Raw genomic sequence first — 14,637 nt, 5'->3', positions numbered from 1 at the left:
TCACCCCGTAGAGTTCGCGGGGTGAAGCTGCGCGGCGTCCTGCTCGACCTCGACGGCACCCTGCTCGACCACGAGGCCGCCGTCAGCGCGGCCCTCCTGCGCTGGCTGCCCACGATCGGGGTCGAGCCGGACGCCGGCACCCGGACCCTGTGGGCGACGGTCCAGGAGCGGCACCTCGAGGCGTGGCGGGCCGGGCTGGTCACGTTCCAGCAGCAGCGCCGCCGCAGGCTCCGCGACTTCCTCGCCGCCGTCGGCACCCCCTGCGAGGACGACGGGCGGCTCGACACCCTCTTCTCCGGCTTTCTGCTGATGTACGAGCAGTCGTGGGCCGCCTACCCCGACGCCCGCCCGGCGCTGGCGGCGATCCGGCGGGCGGGGCTGCGCACGGCCGTCCTCACCAACGGCATCGAGGAGCAGCAGACCGCCAAGCTCGCCCGCATCGGCCTGCGCGACCTCGCCGGACCCGTCTACACCGCCGAGACCCTCGGCCTGTTCAAGCCCGACCCCGCCGTCTTCACCGAGGCGTGCCGCCGCTGGGGCCTCGCCCCGGAGACCGTCGTGAGCGTCGGCGACCGCCACGACCTGGACGTCCTCCCGGCCCGCGCCGCCGGCCTGCGCGCCGTCCACCTCGACCGCCCCGGCACCGCCCCACCCGGCGAGGCGCACCGGATCGGCTCACTGCGCGACCTGCCCGCCCTCCTGCTCCCCCACTGAGCCGCCGGAACCGGCGCACCGCCGAGCCGGAAGCGGCGGCCATGAAACCGGGCGGAGCGGGCGGCGTCAGGGGGTGCGGAAGCCGGCGCGGTACGAGTGCGGCGGGATCCCGACCTGGCGGCGGAAGTGGGGGCGCAGGGCGACGCCGTCGGTGAAGCCGCAGGCGCGGGCGACCGCGTCGATGTCCAGGTCGGTGGTGGTCAGGACGTGCTGGGCGCGCAGCACGCGCTGCTGGAGCAGCCAGCGCAGCGGGGACGAGCCGGTCGCCTCGCGGAAGCGGCGGTCGAACGTGCGGCGGCTCAGGTGGGCGGTGGCGGCGAGGCGGTCGACGTCCAGGGTCGGGTCGTCGAGGCGCTCCAGGGCGAAGCGCATCGCGTCGCCCACGGCGTCGCCGTCGCGCGGCCGCGGGACCGGGCGCTCGATGAACTGGGCCTGCCCGCCGGCTCGGTGCGGGGCGACGACGAGGGCGCGGGCGGCCGCGTTGGCGAGCGCCGGGCCGTGGTCGCGACGCAGCAGGTGCAGGCAGGCGTCGAGGCCCGCGGCGCTGCCGGCGCTGGTGACGACCGGGCCCTCGTCGACATACAACACGTCCTCGACGACGTCGACCGCGGGGAAGCGGGACGCGAACTCGGGCAGGTGCCGCCAGTGCGTCGTGGCGCGGCGGCCGTCGAGCAGGCCGGCCTCGGCGAGCACGAACGCGCCCAGGCACAGCCCGACCACGGTGGCGCCCTCGTCGTGCGCGCGGCGGAGCCGGTCGAGGATGCCGGGCGCGACCGGCGCGCCGCCGGGCACCCGCCAGCCGGGCACGACGACGACGCCGGCGGTGTCGAGGGCGTCGAGGTCGTGCGGGGCGGTGAGGGCGATGCCGGCGGTCGTCGTCAGCGGGCCGGGGTGCTCCCCCGCGGTCCGCACGTCGAAGGCGTCCGCGACGCCGAACACCCGGGGCGCCACGGCGACCTCCAGCATCGGCGCGCCGTCGCCGATGAGCACCCCGACCGTCGTCGCCGAGCGCGTCATGGCTCGATCGTATCGGAGGATGGCGTTCCAGCCACTGCCGGCGGGCACCGGGACCGGGGAAGGTGAAGCCCATGACGATACAGTTCCAGCGGTTCGGCGGCCCGACGGTGGTGTTCGGCGTCGGTGGCGTCACGTTCATCACCGACCCCACGTTCGACCCGCCCGGGCAGTACCCGCTCGGCAGCCGCGTGCTGACCAAGACCGAGCCCGCCGCCGGCACCCCCGACGACGCCGGCGCCGTCGACGTCGTGCTGCTCTCGCACGACCAGCACCCCGACAACCTCGACACCCTCGGTCGTGCGTTCGCGGCATCGGTACCGGTGGTGCTCAGCACCCCGGCGGCGGCCGCCCGCCTGGGCGGCCAGGTCACCGGCCTGGAGCCGTGGTCCCACACCGACCTGCCCCGGCCCGGCGGCGGCCACGTGCGGGTCACCGCCGTCCCCGCGCGGCACGGCCCCGACGGCACCGAGCACCTCACCGGCCCGGTCACCGGGTTCGTCCTGCACGGCGACGGCCTGCCGACCGTCTACGTCAGCGGCGACAACGCGTCGCTGGACGTCGTCGCCGCGGTCGCGGCGCGCTTCCCGTCCGTCGACGTGGCGATCCTGTTCGGCGGCCGGGCCCGCACCGCCCTGCTCGGCGACGCCGACCTCACCCTCGGCGCGGCGGGGATGCTGGCGGCGGCCAGGCTCCTGGACGCGAAGACCGTGGTGCCGGTCCACGTCGACAGCTGGGCCCACTTCACCGAGGGCATCGCCGACGTCCGCGCCGCCTTCGAAACCGCGGGCAGCGCACACCTGCTGCGGTAGCCACGAACCCCCGCGGGCAATGCGCACCCGCCACGGGACCGCCACGGGCAACGCGCACCCGCCGCAGGCGCCGCGGGACCGTCGCGGATGGCGCGCGCCCGCCGCGGTAGCCGCGCGCCGGCCGGGGTAACCGGCAGGGGTGCTCATCGCCCACCTCAGCGACCTCCACCTCGGCGCGCAGCCGACCGACCGGTTCGACCGCGTCATCGCGTACATCGGCAGCCTCCGCGAACCGGTGGACGCCGTGCTCGTCACCGGCGACGTCGCCGACCACGGACTCGACGCCGAATACGCGGCGTTCGGCCGCCTCCGGAAGCTCGGTGTGCCCGTCCTCGCGGTGCCCGGCAACCACGACGACCCGGCCGCGTTCCGGACCGACCGCGCCGAGACCGTGGCGGGGGTGCTGTTCGCGCTGTGCGACTCGTCGGTGCCCGGGCACGCCGAGGGCTGGCTCGACGACGGCACCCTCCGGTGGCTCGACGGCACCCTCGCTGCGGCGGCGGGCACGCCCGCGTTCGTGTGCTGCCATCATCCGCCGGTGCCGGTGGGCAAGCCCGCCGCGGACCAGGTCCGCCAGCTCGGCGCCGGGCGGCTCGCCGACGTCCTCCGCCGCCACCCGGACGTGCTCGCCGTCCTGTGCGGGCACGTCCACAGCGCCGCCGTCGGCACGTTCGCGGGCGTGCCCGTGCTCGCCGCGCCGGGCGTCGAGTCGACGATGGTGCTGCCGTGGGAGCCCGAGGACCGGCCCGAGCCGCCGCCGGCGCTCGCGTTCCACCTCGTCGAGGACGGCCGGCTCACCACCCACTACCGGCTCTGCGTGCCCTGAGCCCCGACGGGCCGCGAATGCCGCGGACTGAGCCCCGACGGGCCGCTATTGCCGCGGCCCGGCCGGGCCGCCGCGTATGCTGCCGGACGGCACGAACTGAAGCGAGGTGCCCCGGGCGACCGGGGAGAATCGGGAAGCCGGTGTGAATCCGGCACGGGCCCGCCGCGGTGATCGGGGAGCTGCCGTCCATGCGCACCAGCGGTGCGCGGTCACTGGCCTCAGGGCTGGGAAGGCGGACGGTGCAGGCGTTGATCCGAGAGTCCGAAGACCGGCCTCGCGGCCACCGGCCGTCCCTGACGGGCGGCCACGAGCAGCGGGAGCCTGCCCTGATGAGCACCGACCTGTACGACGTCGTGCACCGCCGCCGCGACGTGCGCGGCCAGTTCACCGGCGCGCCGATCCCCGGCGACGTCCTCGACCGCGTGCTGGGCGCCGCCCACGCCGCGCCGAGCGTCGGCCTGTCCCAGCCGTGGGACTTCGTCCTCGTCCGCGACCCCGCCCTGCGCGGCGCCTTCCACGACCACGTCCGCACCGAGCGCGACACGTTCGCCGCGACGCTGGACGCCGACCGGGCCGCGGCCTTCGCCCGCATCAAGATCGACGGCGTGCTGGAGGCGACCCTGTCCGTGGTCGTCACGTACGACCCCGGCCGCGGCGGCCCGGCGGTCCTCGGCCGGCACGCGATCGCCGACGCCGGCCTCTACTCCGTCTGCCTCGCCATCCAGAACCTGTGGCTGGCCGCGACCGCGGAGGGGCTCGGCGTCGGCTGGGTGTCGTTCTACCGCGAGCCGTTCGTCCGTGAGCTGCTGGGCGTCCCGGCCGGCATCCGCCCGGTCGCGTGGCTGTGCCTGGGCCCGGTGACCCACCTGGAGTCCGTCCCCGACCTGGAGCGGCACGGCTGGCGCCGCCGGGCCCCGCTCGCCGACGCCGTGCACCACGACCGCTGGTAGCCGGCGCCGCGTGGGGCGGGCACGGTGCCGGGCGGGACCGGGGCGGGGCTCAGAGCAGCGCGGCGAGCTGCTGGCAGGTCGGGCGGGCCTCCAGGTGCAGGCGGGCGACGTTGAGCCCGTCGCTGCCGAGCACCGCGAGCAGCGTGCTGCCGTCCACGGCGTACACGGTGAAGTAGCCGCCGTCGTTGCGCATGGTCGCGTCCCGGAACGGTGACTGCCCCAGCACCAGCGCCACCTGCCGGCCCAGGCCGAACGTCGTCGCCGCGAGCGCGGCCGCGTCGTGCGGCTCGGTGCCTCCGCCGGCGTCGTACGCGCCCAGGTCGTAGGTGACCAGCAGGCCGTCGACGCCGGCGAGCACGCTGCCGCGGACCCCCGGCACGCGCAGGCGCAGGTCCGCCATCGCGGCGCGCACCGGGGACAGAGCGGCGTCGAGCGGCTCCGGCCGCGCGCCCAGCCGCGGCGGCTGCAGCTGGCCGACGCCGCCCCCGGGCTCGAGGCTCTCCCTGCGCGGCAGGCCGTCGGCGTCGGGGGCGCCGCCGAAGAAGCCGGACGTCACAGTTCGAGGCCCTCTTCGATGGCGCGCAGCTGGTGGCGGGCCAGCGCGAGGTTGGCGCGCGCCTTCGCGAGCGCCACGTACAGGAACAACCCGTGACCGTTGCGGGAGTGCAGCGGCCGGATGATGTGGTACTGGCTGTCGAGCGTGATGAGGATGTCCTCGATCGGCTCGCCGAGACCGAGCATCTCGATGGTGCGCAGCTTCGCCCGCACGACGTCGGTGTTGCCGGCCGCGGCCACCGTGATGTCGAAGTCGGCGCCGCCGCCGAGGGTGCCCAGCGTCATGCCGCTGGTGTAGTCGACGAGCGCGACCGCGAACGCCCCCTCGATGTTCATCGCGCTCTTCAGCGCGACGTCCAGGTTGTTGCTCAAATCCGTGCCTCCTGAGCTGGTGCGGGTGCCGCGGCCAGCCTCGCACGAAGCGATCTTTCGCCGCACTCTTCGACGCAGCTTTTAGCCGGACGGCTCATGGCCGGCTGACTTCTCAACCGATCCACCGGTCACTGCCGGTGAGCGCGCGCAACTCATAAACAGTTTTGACGGCGCAGATCGTCGACGTCTGTTCACCGGGGTGACCTTCGCCGGTCGCGTCCTCCTACCTTCTGCTCCAGCCCTCCGGGGTCGGCGTCAACCGGACCCGGCCACGGAGCTGGCATCCCCTCGGAGGAGGTCTCACCGTGTTCCACCGAATTACGGCGGCCGGCGTCGCGCTCGTGGCGGGGCTGGCCGGCGCCTTCGCGGCGGCCGCGCCGGCGGCGGCCGTCGCGCAGGGCGCGATCCTGTACGCGGACAGTCCCGACGCGGTGGCGGGTCGCTACATCGTCACGCTGAAGGACGGCTCCACCGCGATCGCCACCCAGGCCCAGCGGCTCACCGGCAGGTTCGGCGGGCAGACCCGGCACGTGTTCGACAGCGTGCAGCGGGGCTTCTCGGCGAACATGTCCGTGCAGCAGGCGCAGCGGCTGGCCGCAGACCCGGCCGTCGCGTCGGTCGAGGCGGTCCAGCGCATCACCGTCCTCGACACCCAGAACAACCCGCCCAACTGGGGCGACGACCGCATCGACCAGCGGAGCCTGCCGCTGAACCAGTCGTTCACCTACGCGGCGAACCCGGGCCAGGGCGTCACCGTGTACGTGCTGGACACCGGCCTCAACGCGAGCCACACCGAGTTCAGCGGCCGGGTGAAGCAGGGCACCGACATCGTCGACGGGGACAGCAACCCCGCCGACTGCCACGGCCACGGCACGCACGTCGCGGGCACCGCCGTCGGCACCACGTACGGCATCGCGAAGAAGGCGAACCTCGTCTCGGTCCGCGTCCTGAACTGCCAGGGCTCCGGCACCAACGACGACCTGATCGCGGGGATCAACTGGGTGCGCACCAACGCCCAGAAGCCGGCGGTCGCGAACTACTCGATCGGCTGCGGCAGCCGGTGCAGCAGCCAGGCCATGGACAGCGCCGTGTCGAGCCTGATCAGCTCGGGCGTGCAGTTCGTGCAGGCGGCCGGCAACAACGGCGACGACGCCTGCTACTACAGCCCGCAGGGCGTCGCCGCGGCGATCACCGTCGGCAACAGCAACAGCTCCGACGCCCGCAACAGCACCAGCAACTACGGCTCGTGCCTGGACCTGTTCGCGCCGGGGACGAGCATCGTGTCGGCGTCGTACTCCAGCAACACCGGCAGCGCGACGATGACCGGCACCTCGATGGCGTCGCCGCACGTGGCCGGCGCCGCCGCGCTGTACCTGGGCGCGAACCCGAACGCGACGCCGGCGCAGGTCCGCGACGCGCTCGTGAACAACGGCACCACCGGGAAGATCACCAGCGCGGGGAGCGGCTCGCCCAACGTGCTGCTGTACACGGCGTTCATCGGCGGCGGCACGCCGACCGACCCGGCCGTGACCAACCCGGGCGACAAGAGCTCCGTCGTCGGCCAGCAGGTCGACGTGCAGGTCCAGGGCAGCGGCGGCACCACGCCGTACACCTGGAGCGCGTCCGGCCTCCCGGCCGGGCTGTCCATCGGCGCGTCGACCGGTCGGATCACCGGCAGCGCGACGACGGCGGGCACCTCGAACGTCACGGTGACCCTGAAGGACGCGGCGAACAAGACCGCGTCGACCCAGTTCACCTGGACGGTCACCACCGGTGGCGGCGGCTGCACACCCTCGCAGCCCGTCGGCAACGGTGGCTTCGAGAACGGCACGTCGCCGTGGACCTCGACCGCGAACGTGATCGGCACGTGGTCGCAGTACCCGGCGCGCAGCGGCACCCGCAACGCGTGGCTCAACGGCGGCGGGCGGGTGCAGACCGACACCGTCTCGCAGCCCGTGGCGGTCCCGTCCGGCTGCACGACCGTGCAGCTGCGCTTCTGGATCCGCATCACCACCGCGGAGACCGAGAACCTGGCCTACGACAAGCTGACCGTCACCCTCGGCAGCACCACCGTGGCCACGTACACGAACCTGGACAAGACCAACGGGTACGTGGAGAAGGTCATCGACGCGAGCGCGTTCGCGGGGCAGACGGTCACGCTGAAGTTCAACGGCGTCGAGGACTGGTCGCTGCAGACCAGCTTCGTCCTCGACGACGTGTCGATCAGCGCCTCCTGAAAGCCGGCCGGGCGCCCGCCGACATCGGGCGCCCGGTCACCGTCCGGGGGTGGGAGTGATCAACGAGGCTCACTCCCACTCCCATCGCATGCCGACGATGCCGGGGGGTACGTCGGACGCGACGACGTGGGCGCCGTGGGTCGAGCCGATCCACGTCTCCCACACGCCCTGGTCCGGCGCGTTGAGCGCGCGGCGTTCGAACCGCCGGCAGCGCGCCGGCACCGCGTCGTGGTCGAACTGGACCTGCAGCACGTACTCGGTGACCGGGGTCGAGAAGCCCCGGTAGTAGTTGTCGGTCGCGGAGAGCGAGTCGCTGCGGTACTGGTACTCCAGCACCACCGTCTCCCCCTGCGCCAGCATCCGGTCGAAGATGATCTCCGCCGCGACGAGCCCGCCGGCGTCGGACCGGACCCGGCCGATGCGGCAGTTGCGGATCGCGCTGACGGTCACCTTCGCGGCCGGGTCGTCGGTGAGGAAGACCGCGACGGTGCGGGAGACCCGGTCGATGTTGGCCCGCAGCACCTGCCGGCAGGTCAGGCCCAGCTCCTGCCGCTGGGGCCCGACGACGTACAGGTCGTGCAGGCTCAGCCTGGTCAGCTCGTGGTACATCCACCGGTCGAGCTCGCCGACCATCTTGGCCACGCTGGTGCCGTCGCTGAACAGCCGGTCGACGTCGATGGTGCCCGGCGGCTGGCTCAGCCAGCGCCCCCGCGGGCGGCGCGGCCCGAGCTGCACGATCAGCGACTCCTCGGGCAGCGCCAGGATCTGCTCGAGCAGCCGGACGGCCTTGAGCGACTCGGGCCGCTCGGGGCGGCTGCGCCCCCGCCGCCAGTAGCTCAGCGTGGTGATGCTGACGCTGACACCCTTGCTGGCGAGCTGCTGCTGGATCTCGTCGAGGCGGATGCCGCGGTCTTCGATGGCGAGGTGCAGCGCCGCGGAGAACGGGCCGGTGCGCAGCGCGTGCGCGAGGTCACGACCCGGGCCCTTCTCCATGCCCGGTGAGTATCTACCCCTTGAGCACTTTTTCCAATGCCGTCGCGACCGTGCGCGCCTCGGCCGCGGTCATCCTGCTGGTGAAGTGCGCCTCGATGCCGGCGAGGTAGGTCGGCGCGGCGGCCCGCAGCCTGGCCCGGCCCGCGGCCGTGATCCGCGCGAACGCCGAGCGCCCGTCGGCCGGGTTGGCGACCCGCTCGACGAGGCCGGCCCTGGTGAGCTCGTCGACGACCCGGCTGCTGCGGCTGCGGCTGACCACCGCCTTCGCGCCCAGCTCCCCCATCGTGAGCTGGCGGTCCTTCGCCGAGTTGAGCTCCAGCAGCACGTCATACCAGGTCAGCGGCAGGCCGTGGGCCGCCTGCAGCTCCTGGTCCAGCACCGGGACCAGCGCGGCGTGCACCCGCAGCAGGCCCGCCCAGGCGGCCGTGTTGTCCATCGTCACACCGTACCAACTCTTGTGCGTGCGCACGCAAGTGGCTAACTTCGCCTTGTTAGGTGCGTGCGCACACACTTTCTTTCGGAGGTTCCCGATGACCAAGCTGCTGCACATCTCGGCGTCCCCACGCGGCACCCGCTCCGAGTCACTCGCGCTCGCGTCGCGTTTCCTGCAGGTGTACGGCGAGCAGCACCCCGACCACGAGATCGCCGAGTGGGACCTGTGGGACGGCACGCTGCCGGCGTTCGGCCCAGCCGCCGCCGGCGCGAAGATGGACGTGTTCGCGGGGGTCGAGCCCACCGGCGAGGGCGCCGCCGCCTGGGCCGCCGCGCGGGCCGCGTTCGACCGCCTCGCCGCCGCCGACAAGCTGCTCTTCTCGGTCCCCATGTGGAACGCCGGGGTCCCGTACATCCTCAAGCAGTTCATCGACGTGGTCAGCCAGCCGGGCCTGGTCTTCGGGTTCGACCCCGCCGAGGGGTACAGCGGCCTGCTCACCGGCCGCAAGGCCGCGGTCGTCTACACCAGCGCCGTCTACGGCGAGGGCCGCGGCCCGGCCTTCGGCGCCGACTTCCAGCGCCCGTTCTTCGAGGGGTGGCTGCGCTGGGCGGGCATCACCGACATCACGCCGGTCACCTTCCGCCCCAACCTCGCCACCGCCGACGCCGAGGCGGGCCGCGCCCTGGCCACCGCCGAGGCGGTCGAGGCCGCGAAGCGCTTCTGACCGGCGTGCGTGCGGCCCCGGGAACCGTCCCGGGGCCGCCACTTCACGGGCGCGCGACCGTCACCGTCCGCGCGCGCCCGCGCCGTCCACGCAGAGGGGCGACCGGCCGCTGCCCCGGCGGCGCGACGACCATGCCTGCCGGCGGCCGCCCAGGTGGCCGCCCCGGCCGGCGCCGTGCCTGGCGAACAGCGTCTCCCGCGCCGGCCCGCCCGGATCCCGCTGCGGCCGGCGGCCCGGCAGCAACGCCCGGACCGCCACCGAGACGCACTCCCGGTGCCGCCGGGCCACGTAGCCGGCGACAACCACCGAGTCCGCCATCGCGAACACCCGCTCGAACCGAAGCACCCCGTGGTCGATCGTCATGCTGTGATCGCAACACGCGCCGCCGCCCCGCGCACGCGGTTTTCCGGCCTCGTCAGGCCGGCGTGGCGAGCCGCGGCAGCGCGGGGATCGTGCTCGCCAGGAAGCCGTCTGGGGCCGCGGTGAAGTGCGGCGCCGGGCTGGTCTCCCACCACGAGCGCAGCGCGGTAACGGTCTCCGGCTCACCGGTGCGCTTGTGCACGAACGTCACCGTGCGCTCGCCGGACGCCTTGACGACCACGCGGCCGCGCTTGCAGCCGTCGGGGTAGTCGTTCCAGTTGATGCCGTGCTCGGTGTAAAGCATGTCCTGGGCCTGCCCGGAGTGCACGCCCTGGAGCCGGCTGTGCGGGAACACCGCCTGGGCCGCCATGGTGATGCTATTGCGGACGGCGTCGCGCTGCCGCCAGATGAAGTAGTTGGCGACCTCCGCCGGGTCGGCGACGGTGAAGACCCGCGCGTCGAAGAGCGCGAGCTTCCCAGGCCGCCGCGCGTTCAGCGTCGCCGTGGCAACCGACGCCGCGACGGAACTTCCGCCCGGCCGTCGCGCCGCGGGGCTCAGCGGGAGCGGGGGTCGGCGTGCAGGAGGCAGAACTCGTTGCCTTCGGGGTCGGCGAGGACGGTGAAGGGTTCGGTGCCGGTCTGGCCGGCGTCGGTGGGGCGGGCGCCGAGGCCGACGAGCCGGACCACCTCCGCCTCCACGTCGCCGTCGGGGATGAGGTCCAGGTGGACGCGGTTCTTCGGAGGGTGCGGGGTGGCTGCGCGCTGCAGGAAGACCGACGGCGCGCCGGGCGGCCCGAACAGGTGCGTGCCGCCCTCCTCCGCGGGGCCGGTGGTGTAACCGAGTGCGCCGGACCAGAAGCCGGTCATCAGGTCGAGGTCGATGACGTCGATGGTGCACTGCGCGATGTGAGGGGGCATACACCGTCTGCTACCCGTTCCGGCGCGGACCCTAACGAGTGGCCCAGCCGGTGAGCGCCAGGACCGAGGCGGCGACGTCGGCGACGGTCCGGTCGTCGGTGGGGATCCGGTGGACCGACGGGGGCACCGTCGCGGCAAGGGACCTGGCGGCGGCGTCGCTGCGCTGCACGTGCAGGTCGTAGGCGGTGCCGATCTCGCGGCGGGCCAGCCGGGTGCGGGCGGTCGCGTCGGAGGAGGTGAGCAGGACGGCGGTGACGCGTGGGGCGTCGCCCATCGCGGCCGTGAGCGCGGCGACCTGCTGGACGCTGACGGTGTTGGTGTAGATCAGGCGGCGGTAGCCGAGGGCGCGGTAGTTGGCCCACATGGCGGCGAGGTTGCGCTCCGCGAGCTGGTGCTCCCACGGCGGCGGGTACGCGAGGTCGAGGTTGTCCCCTTCGACGACGCAGTGCCGCACACCGGCCGCCGACAGCTGCGCGTGCAGCTTCGCCGCGACGCTGCTCTTGCCGACCCCTGACCTGCCGCCGAGGAACAGCACCTCGCTCGCGTCGGTCATCAGCGGGGGCAGCGGCCGGTGCTCAGGACCACGCCGGTCTGGCCGTCGAGGAGGATGTACACGTGGTCCTCGACGATGTTGAGGCGGCCGCCCGGCAGCGGGTCGCCGGTGCAGTAGCTCGGGACCGGCAGCCGCTGCCCCACCGACACCGGCACGGGCGCGGCGGCCGGCACCGCGGCCGTCACGACGCACGCGGCCAGCACCGCGACCCGCGGCAGCACGCCGCGGCGGTGCCGGGGTGGCACCGTGGCGGCCGCGGGCACATCGAGGTCGATCATCCCTGCCAATGGTACGGCCCCGGCGCGCGATGCGCCGGGGCCGACCGGATGACTCAGCTCGCGGTACAGGTGAGCGTGGCAGGAGCGGTGTTGGTGCCGCTGACGGAGGCGTTGAACCCGGCCGCCGTCGACGCGGTGGGTGCCAGGGCGCCGTTCCAGTCGGCGTTGCGGACCGTGACGGCGGCGCCGGTCTGCGTCCAGACGCCGGACCAGCCGTTGGTGACCCGCTGGTTGCCCGGGAACGTGAACGTGACCGTCCAGCCGGTGATCGCCTGGCCGCCGGAGTTGCGCACGGTCACCTCGCCGTTGAAGCCGTCGCCCCACTGGTTCGTGACGCGGTAGGTGGCCTCGCAGGACTTGCCGGCGGTGGTGCCGGTGGTCGTGACCGTGACCGGGTCGGACAGCACCGACAGGTTGCCGGCGGCGTCCTTCGCCCGGATCGCGAACTGGTACGCCGTCGACGCCGTCAGGCCGGTGACCGTGGCGGTCGTGCCGGTGGCGGTGGCGACGACGACCGGTCCGGCGGTGCCGCCGAGGCGCAGGACGTCGTAGCCGGTGACACCGACGGCGTCGGTCGACGCGGCCCAGGTGAGGGTCGCGCCGCTGCTGGTGACCGCCGACGCGACCGGCGTGCCGGGCTTCGACGGCGGGGTCACGTCACCGGTCGCGGGCGCGGTGGTGACGGTGCCGACCGGCGAGGCCGCCGACGTGTTGCCGGAGGTGTCGACCGCGACGACCAGGAAGCTGTACGCGGTCGCCGGCGACAGCCCGGTGATGGCCAGGGACGTGCCGGACGTGGTCCCGACGACCCCCGCCGCCGAGGACACCCGGTAGGACGCGACGCCCACGTTGTCGGTGGACGCCGCCCACGAGGCGGTGACCGACGTCGAGGTCACGTTGGTGAAGGTCGGCGCGCCGGGCGTGGACGGCGGCGTGGTGTCCGCCGGGCCGGTGCCGGGAGCCTCGCCCCAGACCTTGGTGGCCCCGTCGTACAGCGTGATGTGGTTGTTCGGGCTCTGCGTGGCGCCGGCCGGGAACGACCAGTCGTTCGTCGGGTCCCAGGTGCCGGCGGACGAGATGCGGAACTGCACCTCGCGCCGCCACGCGGACTGGCCGGCCGGGGCGATCTTCTGCCCGGCGCAGCTGACGGTGACGTAGTACGTGCTGCCGCTGACCAGCGTCGGGCCGGTGGGCGCGGAGCACTGGTTGTAGGCGCTGCTGAGCGAGATCTGCGACGGGGTGGTGGTGCCGTCGAGGGTGAAGTAGTAGCGGAACGAGCCCTGGTCGAGGGTCCGCGCCGGCCACGCCGACTTGTTGTAGACCATCGCCTTGACCTCGGTGAACGTGGTCCCCGGGGTGTTGATGGAGGACTCGACGTACATCTCCGGCCCGTCCGGGGTCTCCGCGGCCGGGAAGCCGGACAGCGCCGTGCCGCCGTACTCGCCGTACATGCGGGCCAGGGCGGAGGTGAGCCCGGAGTTGTAGTCGGTGGCGACCTCGTTCATCACGTAGTCGGACCGGCTGTCGGTGTAGGCGTCGTTCGGCGACGACGGCCCGCCGACGAGCGCGCCGTACAGCGTGTGCCGCGAGACCTCCGGGTTGGTGATCTGGTCCGTCCAGGACCCGTGCGCGGTGCGGTGGTGCGGGTTCTTCGGCGGGTTCGCCCCGAAGCCGATCATGTAGCTGGACTTGCGGGGGTTGTCGCCCAGGATGTAGTTGATCTGCCGGGCGCCGAAGTCGTGGTAGCGGGCCTTGCGGGTGGCGTCGGTGAGCCAGTCGCTGTAGAGCAGCGCCACGAAGGACGTGTTCGCGGCGTACCGCAGCGAGCCCCAGCTGTCCAGCACCGCCTGGCCACCGGGTGACGTGGGCACCTTCTGGCCGTTGACGCCGACGGTCCAGTAGTCCAGCCAGCGGTTGGCGTCATCGACGTAGCGCTGCTTGCCGGTGAGCTTGGCGAGCAGCACGTAGCAGCCGTACGACTTGTCGTCCCACGCGATCGTCCACCGGTAGGACTTCGTCGTGGTCTGGTTCTCGTTGCTGAGGTTGTCGTAGCCGGCCTCGGCCTTCGCGAGGTAGGCCGCGTCGTTGGTGGCGCGGTAGAGCCAGATCGCGCCCCACACGAGCTCGTCGTTGAAGCCGCTCCACGAGTTGTAGTAGCTGGCCGCGTCGGTGATGCAGTCGCTGTACTTGCGGCGCACGGTGTCGGCGAACGTGTACAGCTGCTTCGCGTGCGTGACGAGCTTGTCGGCGTACGCGGCGTCGGTCGGGCGGATCACGATCGACGAGGCGGCCATGGCGGCGGCCGTCTCACCGGCGAGGTCCGAGCCGCCGCAGGTGGCGTCGATCTTGTACGAGGGTCGTGCCATCGGCATCACCTCGGCCGGTCCCCACCAGGCGTGGTCGGGGTTGCCGGAGCCGATCTGTCCATAGAGGACGTTCGGGGACGGGTGCGCCTTGATGAAGTAGTCGTTGACGAACTTCAGGTTGTTCACCAGGTTGGTCAGCTGCCCCGACTGCACGTACGCGTCGCGGTACTCCACCGCGCCCCACGCGAGCATGGTGGTCGAGAACGCCATCGGGAAGCCGAACTTCACGTGGTCGCCGGCGTCGAACCAGCCGCCGGTCAGGTCGAGGCCGACGTCGGCGCCGTCGGTCGTGGCGGCGTTGCCGCGCCACCCGACCCGGCTCCACGCGGGCTTCGGCCCGGCCTGCTGGGCCTCGTAGAACCAGATGGACTTCTGCAGTGCCTCCGCGTAGTTGTACGCGGGGGCGGCTGTCGCCGGGGTCGAGGCTGCCACGGCGATGACCGTCGTGGCGGCGGCGACCCCGAGCGCCGCGACTGCGCCGAGAATCCTCCTGCGCATGGGTGGTGCTCCTCTCCGGGTGGCGGTGCGCGGA

Annotated in this window: 17 protein-coding genes and 1 riboswitch; of the genes, 6 read left to right on the top strand and 11 right to left on the bottom strand. The window is 73.4% G+C overall.

The window, feature by feature from the left end; genetic code table 11:
• Positions 1 to 21 precede the first annotated feature (21 nt).
• Positions 22 to 714 carry an HAD family hydrolase gene (locus tag AB0I21_RS15080; RefSeq protein ID WP_360561443.1) on the top strand — a complete coding sequence of 231 codons (693 nt, stop codon included), beginning with the start codon at positions 22 to 24 and terminating at the stop codon, positions 712 to 714.
• Between the two features lie 66 nt (positions 715 to 780).
• Here AB0I21_RS15080 and AB0I21_RS15075 read toward each other — a convergent pair whose 3' ends face one another.
• A complete protein-coding gene (locus AB0I21_RS15075; RefSeq protein ID WP_360561441.1) occupies positions 781 to 1,731 on the bottom strand; it encodes a helix-turn-helix domain-containing protein in 951 nt (316 codons plus the stop codon).
• A gap of 71 nt (positions 1,732 to 1,802) precedes the next feature.
• Here AB0I21_RS15075 and AB0I21_RS15070 point away from each other — a divergent pair, with 71 nt between their 5' ends.
• From AB0I21_RS15070 to bluB, 3 genes are all read left to right on the top strand, one after another.
• Positions 1,803 to 2,540, top strand: coding sequence for an MBL fold metallo-hydrolase (locus AB0I21_RS15070; protein WP_360561439.1), 738 nt, complete (start codon positions 1,803 to 1,805; stop codon positions 2,538 to 2,540).
• A 139-nt stretch (positions 2,541 to 2,679) separates the two neighbouring features.
• Positions 2,680 to 3,366, top strand: coding sequence for a metallophosphoesterase (locus AB0I21_RS15065; protein ID WP_360561437.1), 687 nt, complete (start codon positions 2,680 to 2,682; stop codon positions 3,364 to 3,366).
• A gap of 87 nt (positions 3,367 to 3,453) precedes the next feature.
• A riboswitch (cobalamin riboswitch) is annotated at positions 3,454 to 3,658 on the top strand.
• 37 nt (positions 3,659 to 3,695) lie between these two features.
• Positions 3,696 to 4,316, top strand: coding sequence for a 5,6-dimethylbenzimidazole synthase (bluB, locus tag AB0I21_RS15060; RefSeq protein ID WP_360561435.1), 621 nt, complete (start codon positions 3,696 to 3,698; stop codon positions 4,314 to 4,316).
• A gap of 49 nt (positions 4,317 to 4,365) precedes the next feature.
• Here the strand turns inward: bluB and AB0I21_RS15055 are convergent, their stop codons facing one another.
• The gene (locus AB0I21_RS15055) at positions 4,366 to 4,872 is read right to left on the bottom strand and encodes a roadblock/LC7 domain-containing protein (RefSeq protein WP_360561434.1); all 507 of its coding nucleotides are present in this window, start codon (positions 4,870 to 4,872) and stop codon (positions 4,366 to 4,368) included.
• Positions 4,869 to 5,207 carry a hypothetical protein gene (locus AB0I21_RS15050; RefSeq protein WP_344504439.1) on the bottom strand — a complete coding sequence of 113 codons (339 nt, stop codon included), beginning with the start codon at positions 5,205 to 5,207 and terminating at the stop codon, positions 4,869 to 4,871. The genes AB0I21_RS15055 and AB0I21_RS15050 overlap by 4 nt, the downstream gene beginning before the upstream one ends.
• 341 nt (positions 5,208 to 5,548) lie before the next feature.
• On the opposite strand from AB0I21_RS15050, the gene AB0I21_RS15045 reads away from it, so the two are divergent.
• On the top strand, positions 5,549 to 7,480 hold the full coding sequence (locus tag AB0I21_RS15045; protein WP_360561432.1) for a S8 family serine peptidase: 1,932 nt from the start codon (positions 5,549 to 5,551) through the stop codon (positions 7,478 to 7,480).
• Positions 7,481 to 7,549: 69 nt separating this feature from the next.
• On the opposite strand, the gene AB0I21_RS15040 is transcribed toward AB0I21_RS15045, so the two are convergent.
• Both AB0I21_RS15040 and AB0I21_RS15035 read right to left on the bottom strand, forming a co-directional pair.
• Positions 7,550 to 8,473, bottom strand: coding sequence for a hypothetical protein (locus AB0I21_RS15040; protein ID WP_360561430.1), 924 nt, complete (start codon positions 8,471 to 8,473; stop codon positions 7,550 to 7,552).
• Between the two features lie 13 nt (positions 8,474 to 8,486).
• Positions 8,487 to 8,909, bottom strand: a complete 423-nt coding sequence (locus tag AB0I21_RS15035) for a helix-turn-helix domain-containing protein (protein WP_344504067.1) — start codon at positions 8,907 to 8,909, stop codon at positions 8,487 to 8,489.
• A gap of 94 nt (positions 8,910 to 9,003) precedes the next feature.
• On the opposite strand from AB0I21_RS15035, the gene AB0I21_RS15030 reads away from it, so the two are divergent.
• Positions 9,004 to 9,630: an NAD(P)H-dependent oxidoreductase gene (locus tag AB0I21_RS15030; protein WP_360561428.1), complete on the top strand. Its 627-nt coding sequence runs from the start codon at positions 9,004 to 9,006 to the stop codon at positions 9,628 to 9,630.
• 60 nt (positions 9,631 to 9,690) lie between these two features.
• Here AB0I21_RS15030 and AB0I21_RS15025 read toward each other — a convergent pair whose 3' ends face one another.
• The 6 genes from AB0I21_RS15025 to AB0I21_RS15000 all read right to left on the bottom strand — a co-directional run bounded on the left by AB0I21_RS15025 (position 9,691) and on the right by AB0I21_RS15000 (position 14,603).
• The gene (locus tag AB0I21_RS15025) at positions 9,691 to 9,993 is read right to left on the bottom strand and encodes a hypothetical protein (RefSeq protein ID WP_360561426.1); all 303 of its coding nucleotides are present in this window, start codon (positions 9,991 to 9,993) and stop codon (positions 9,691 to 9,693) included.
• Positions 9,994 to 10,045: 52 nt separating this feature from the next.
• Positions 10,046 to 10,360 carry a hypothetical protein gene (locus AB0I21_RS15020; protein ID WP_360561424.1) on the bottom strand — a complete coding sequence of 105 codons (315 nt, stop codon included), beginning with the start codon at positions 10,358 to 10,360 and terminating at the stop codon, positions 10,046 to 10,048.
• Between the two features lie 185 nt (positions 10,361 to 10,545).
• The gene (locus AB0I21_RS15015) at positions 10,546 to 10,908 is read right to left on the bottom strand and encodes a VOC family protein (protein ID WP_360561422.1); all 363 of its coding nucleotides are present in this window, start codon (positions 10,906 to 10,908) and stop codon (positions 10,546 to 10,548) included.
• 31 nt (positions 10,909 to 10,939) lie between these two features.
• Positions 10,940 to 11,461 carry an adenylyl-sulfate kinase gene (locus AB0I21_RS15010; RefSeq protein ID WP_360561420.1) on the bottom strand — a complete coding sequence of 174 codons (522 nt, stop codon included), beginning with the start codon at positions 11,459 to 11,461 and terminating at the stop codon, positions 10,940 to 10,942.
• Positions 11,461 to 11,739: a hypothetical protein gene (locus tag AB0I21_RS15005; protein WP_344504059.1), complete on the bottom strand. Its 279-nt coding sequence runs from the start codon at positions 11,737 to 11,739 to the stop codon at positions 11,461 to 11,463. Before AB0I21_RS15005 ends, AB0I21_RS15010 begins: the two co-directional genes overlap by 1 nt.
• Positions 11,740 to 11,792: 53 nt before the next feature.
• On the bottom strand, positions 11,793 to 14,603 hold the full coding sequence (locus AB0I21_RS15000) for a glycoside hydrolase family 9 protein (RefSeq protein WP_360561419.1): 2,811 nt from the start codon (positions 14,601 to 14,603) through the stop codon (positions 11,793 to 11,795).
• Positions 14,604 to 14,637 lie beyond the last annotated feature (34 nt).

Source organism: Dactylosporangium sp. NPDC050588 (assembly GCF_040654975.1).
Lineage (GTDB): Bacteria > Actinomycetota > Actinomycetes > Mycobacteriales > Micromonosporaceae > Dactylosporangium > Dactylosporangium maewongense.
The sequence above is the reverse complement of the archived record's forward strand: the minus strand, read 5'-3'. Positions and strand labels throughout refer to the sequence as shown.

Coding starts and splice junctions, on each gene's coding strand:
- AB0I21_RS15075 (WP_360561441.1), bottom strand. CDS start 1,731: ATGACGCGCTCGGCGACGACGGTCGGGGTGCTCATCGGCGACGGCGCG.
- AB0I21_RS15070 (WP_360561439.1), top strand. CDS start 1,803: ATGACGATACAGTTCCAGCGGTTCGGCGGCCCGACGGTGGTGTTCGGC.
- bluB (WP_360561435.1), top strand. CDS start 3,696: ATGAGCACCGACCTGTACGACGTCGTGCACCGCCGCCGCGACGTGCGC.
- AB0I21_RS15050 (WP_344504439.1), bottom strand. CDS start 5,207: ATGAACATCGAGGGGGCGTTCGCGGTCGCGCTCGTCGACTACACCAGC.
- AB0I21_RS15040 (WP_360561430.1), bottom strand. CDS start 8,473: ATGGAGAAGGGCCCGGGTCGTGACCTCGCGCACGCGCTGCGCACCGGC.
- AB0I21_RS15035 (WP_344504067.1), bottom strand. CDS start 8,909: ATGGACAACACGGCCGCCTGGGCGGGCCTGCTGCGGGTGCACGCCGCG.
- AB0I21_RS15030 (WP_360561428.1), top strand. CDS start 9,004: ATGACCAAGCTGCTGCACATCTCGGCGTCCCCACGCGGCACCCGCTCC.
- AB0I21_RS15025 (WP_360561426.1), bottom strand. CDS start 9,993: ATGACGATCGACCACGGGGTGCTTCGGTTCGAGCGGGTGTTCGCGATG.
- AB0I21_RS15020 (WP_360561424.1), bottom strand. CDS start 10,360: ATGGCGGCCCAGGCGGTGTTCCCGCACAGCCGGCTCCAGGGCGTGCAC.
- AB0I21_RS15015 (WP_360561422.1), bottom strand. CDS start 10,908: ATGCCCCCTCACATCGCGCAGTGCACCATCGACGTCATCGACCTCGAC.
- AB0I21_RS15010 (WP_360561420.1), bottom strand. CDS start 11,461: ATGACCGACGCGAGCGAGGTGCTGTTCCTCGGCGGCAGGTCAGGGGTC.
- AB0I21_RS15005 (WP_344504059.1), bottom strand. CDS start 11,739: ATGATCGACCTCGATGTGCCCGCGGCCGCCACGGTGCCACCCCGGCAC.
- AB0I21_RS15000 (WP_360561419.1), bottom strand. CDS start 14,603: ATGCGCAGGAGGATTCTCGGCGCAGTCGCGGCGCTCGGGGTCGCCGCC.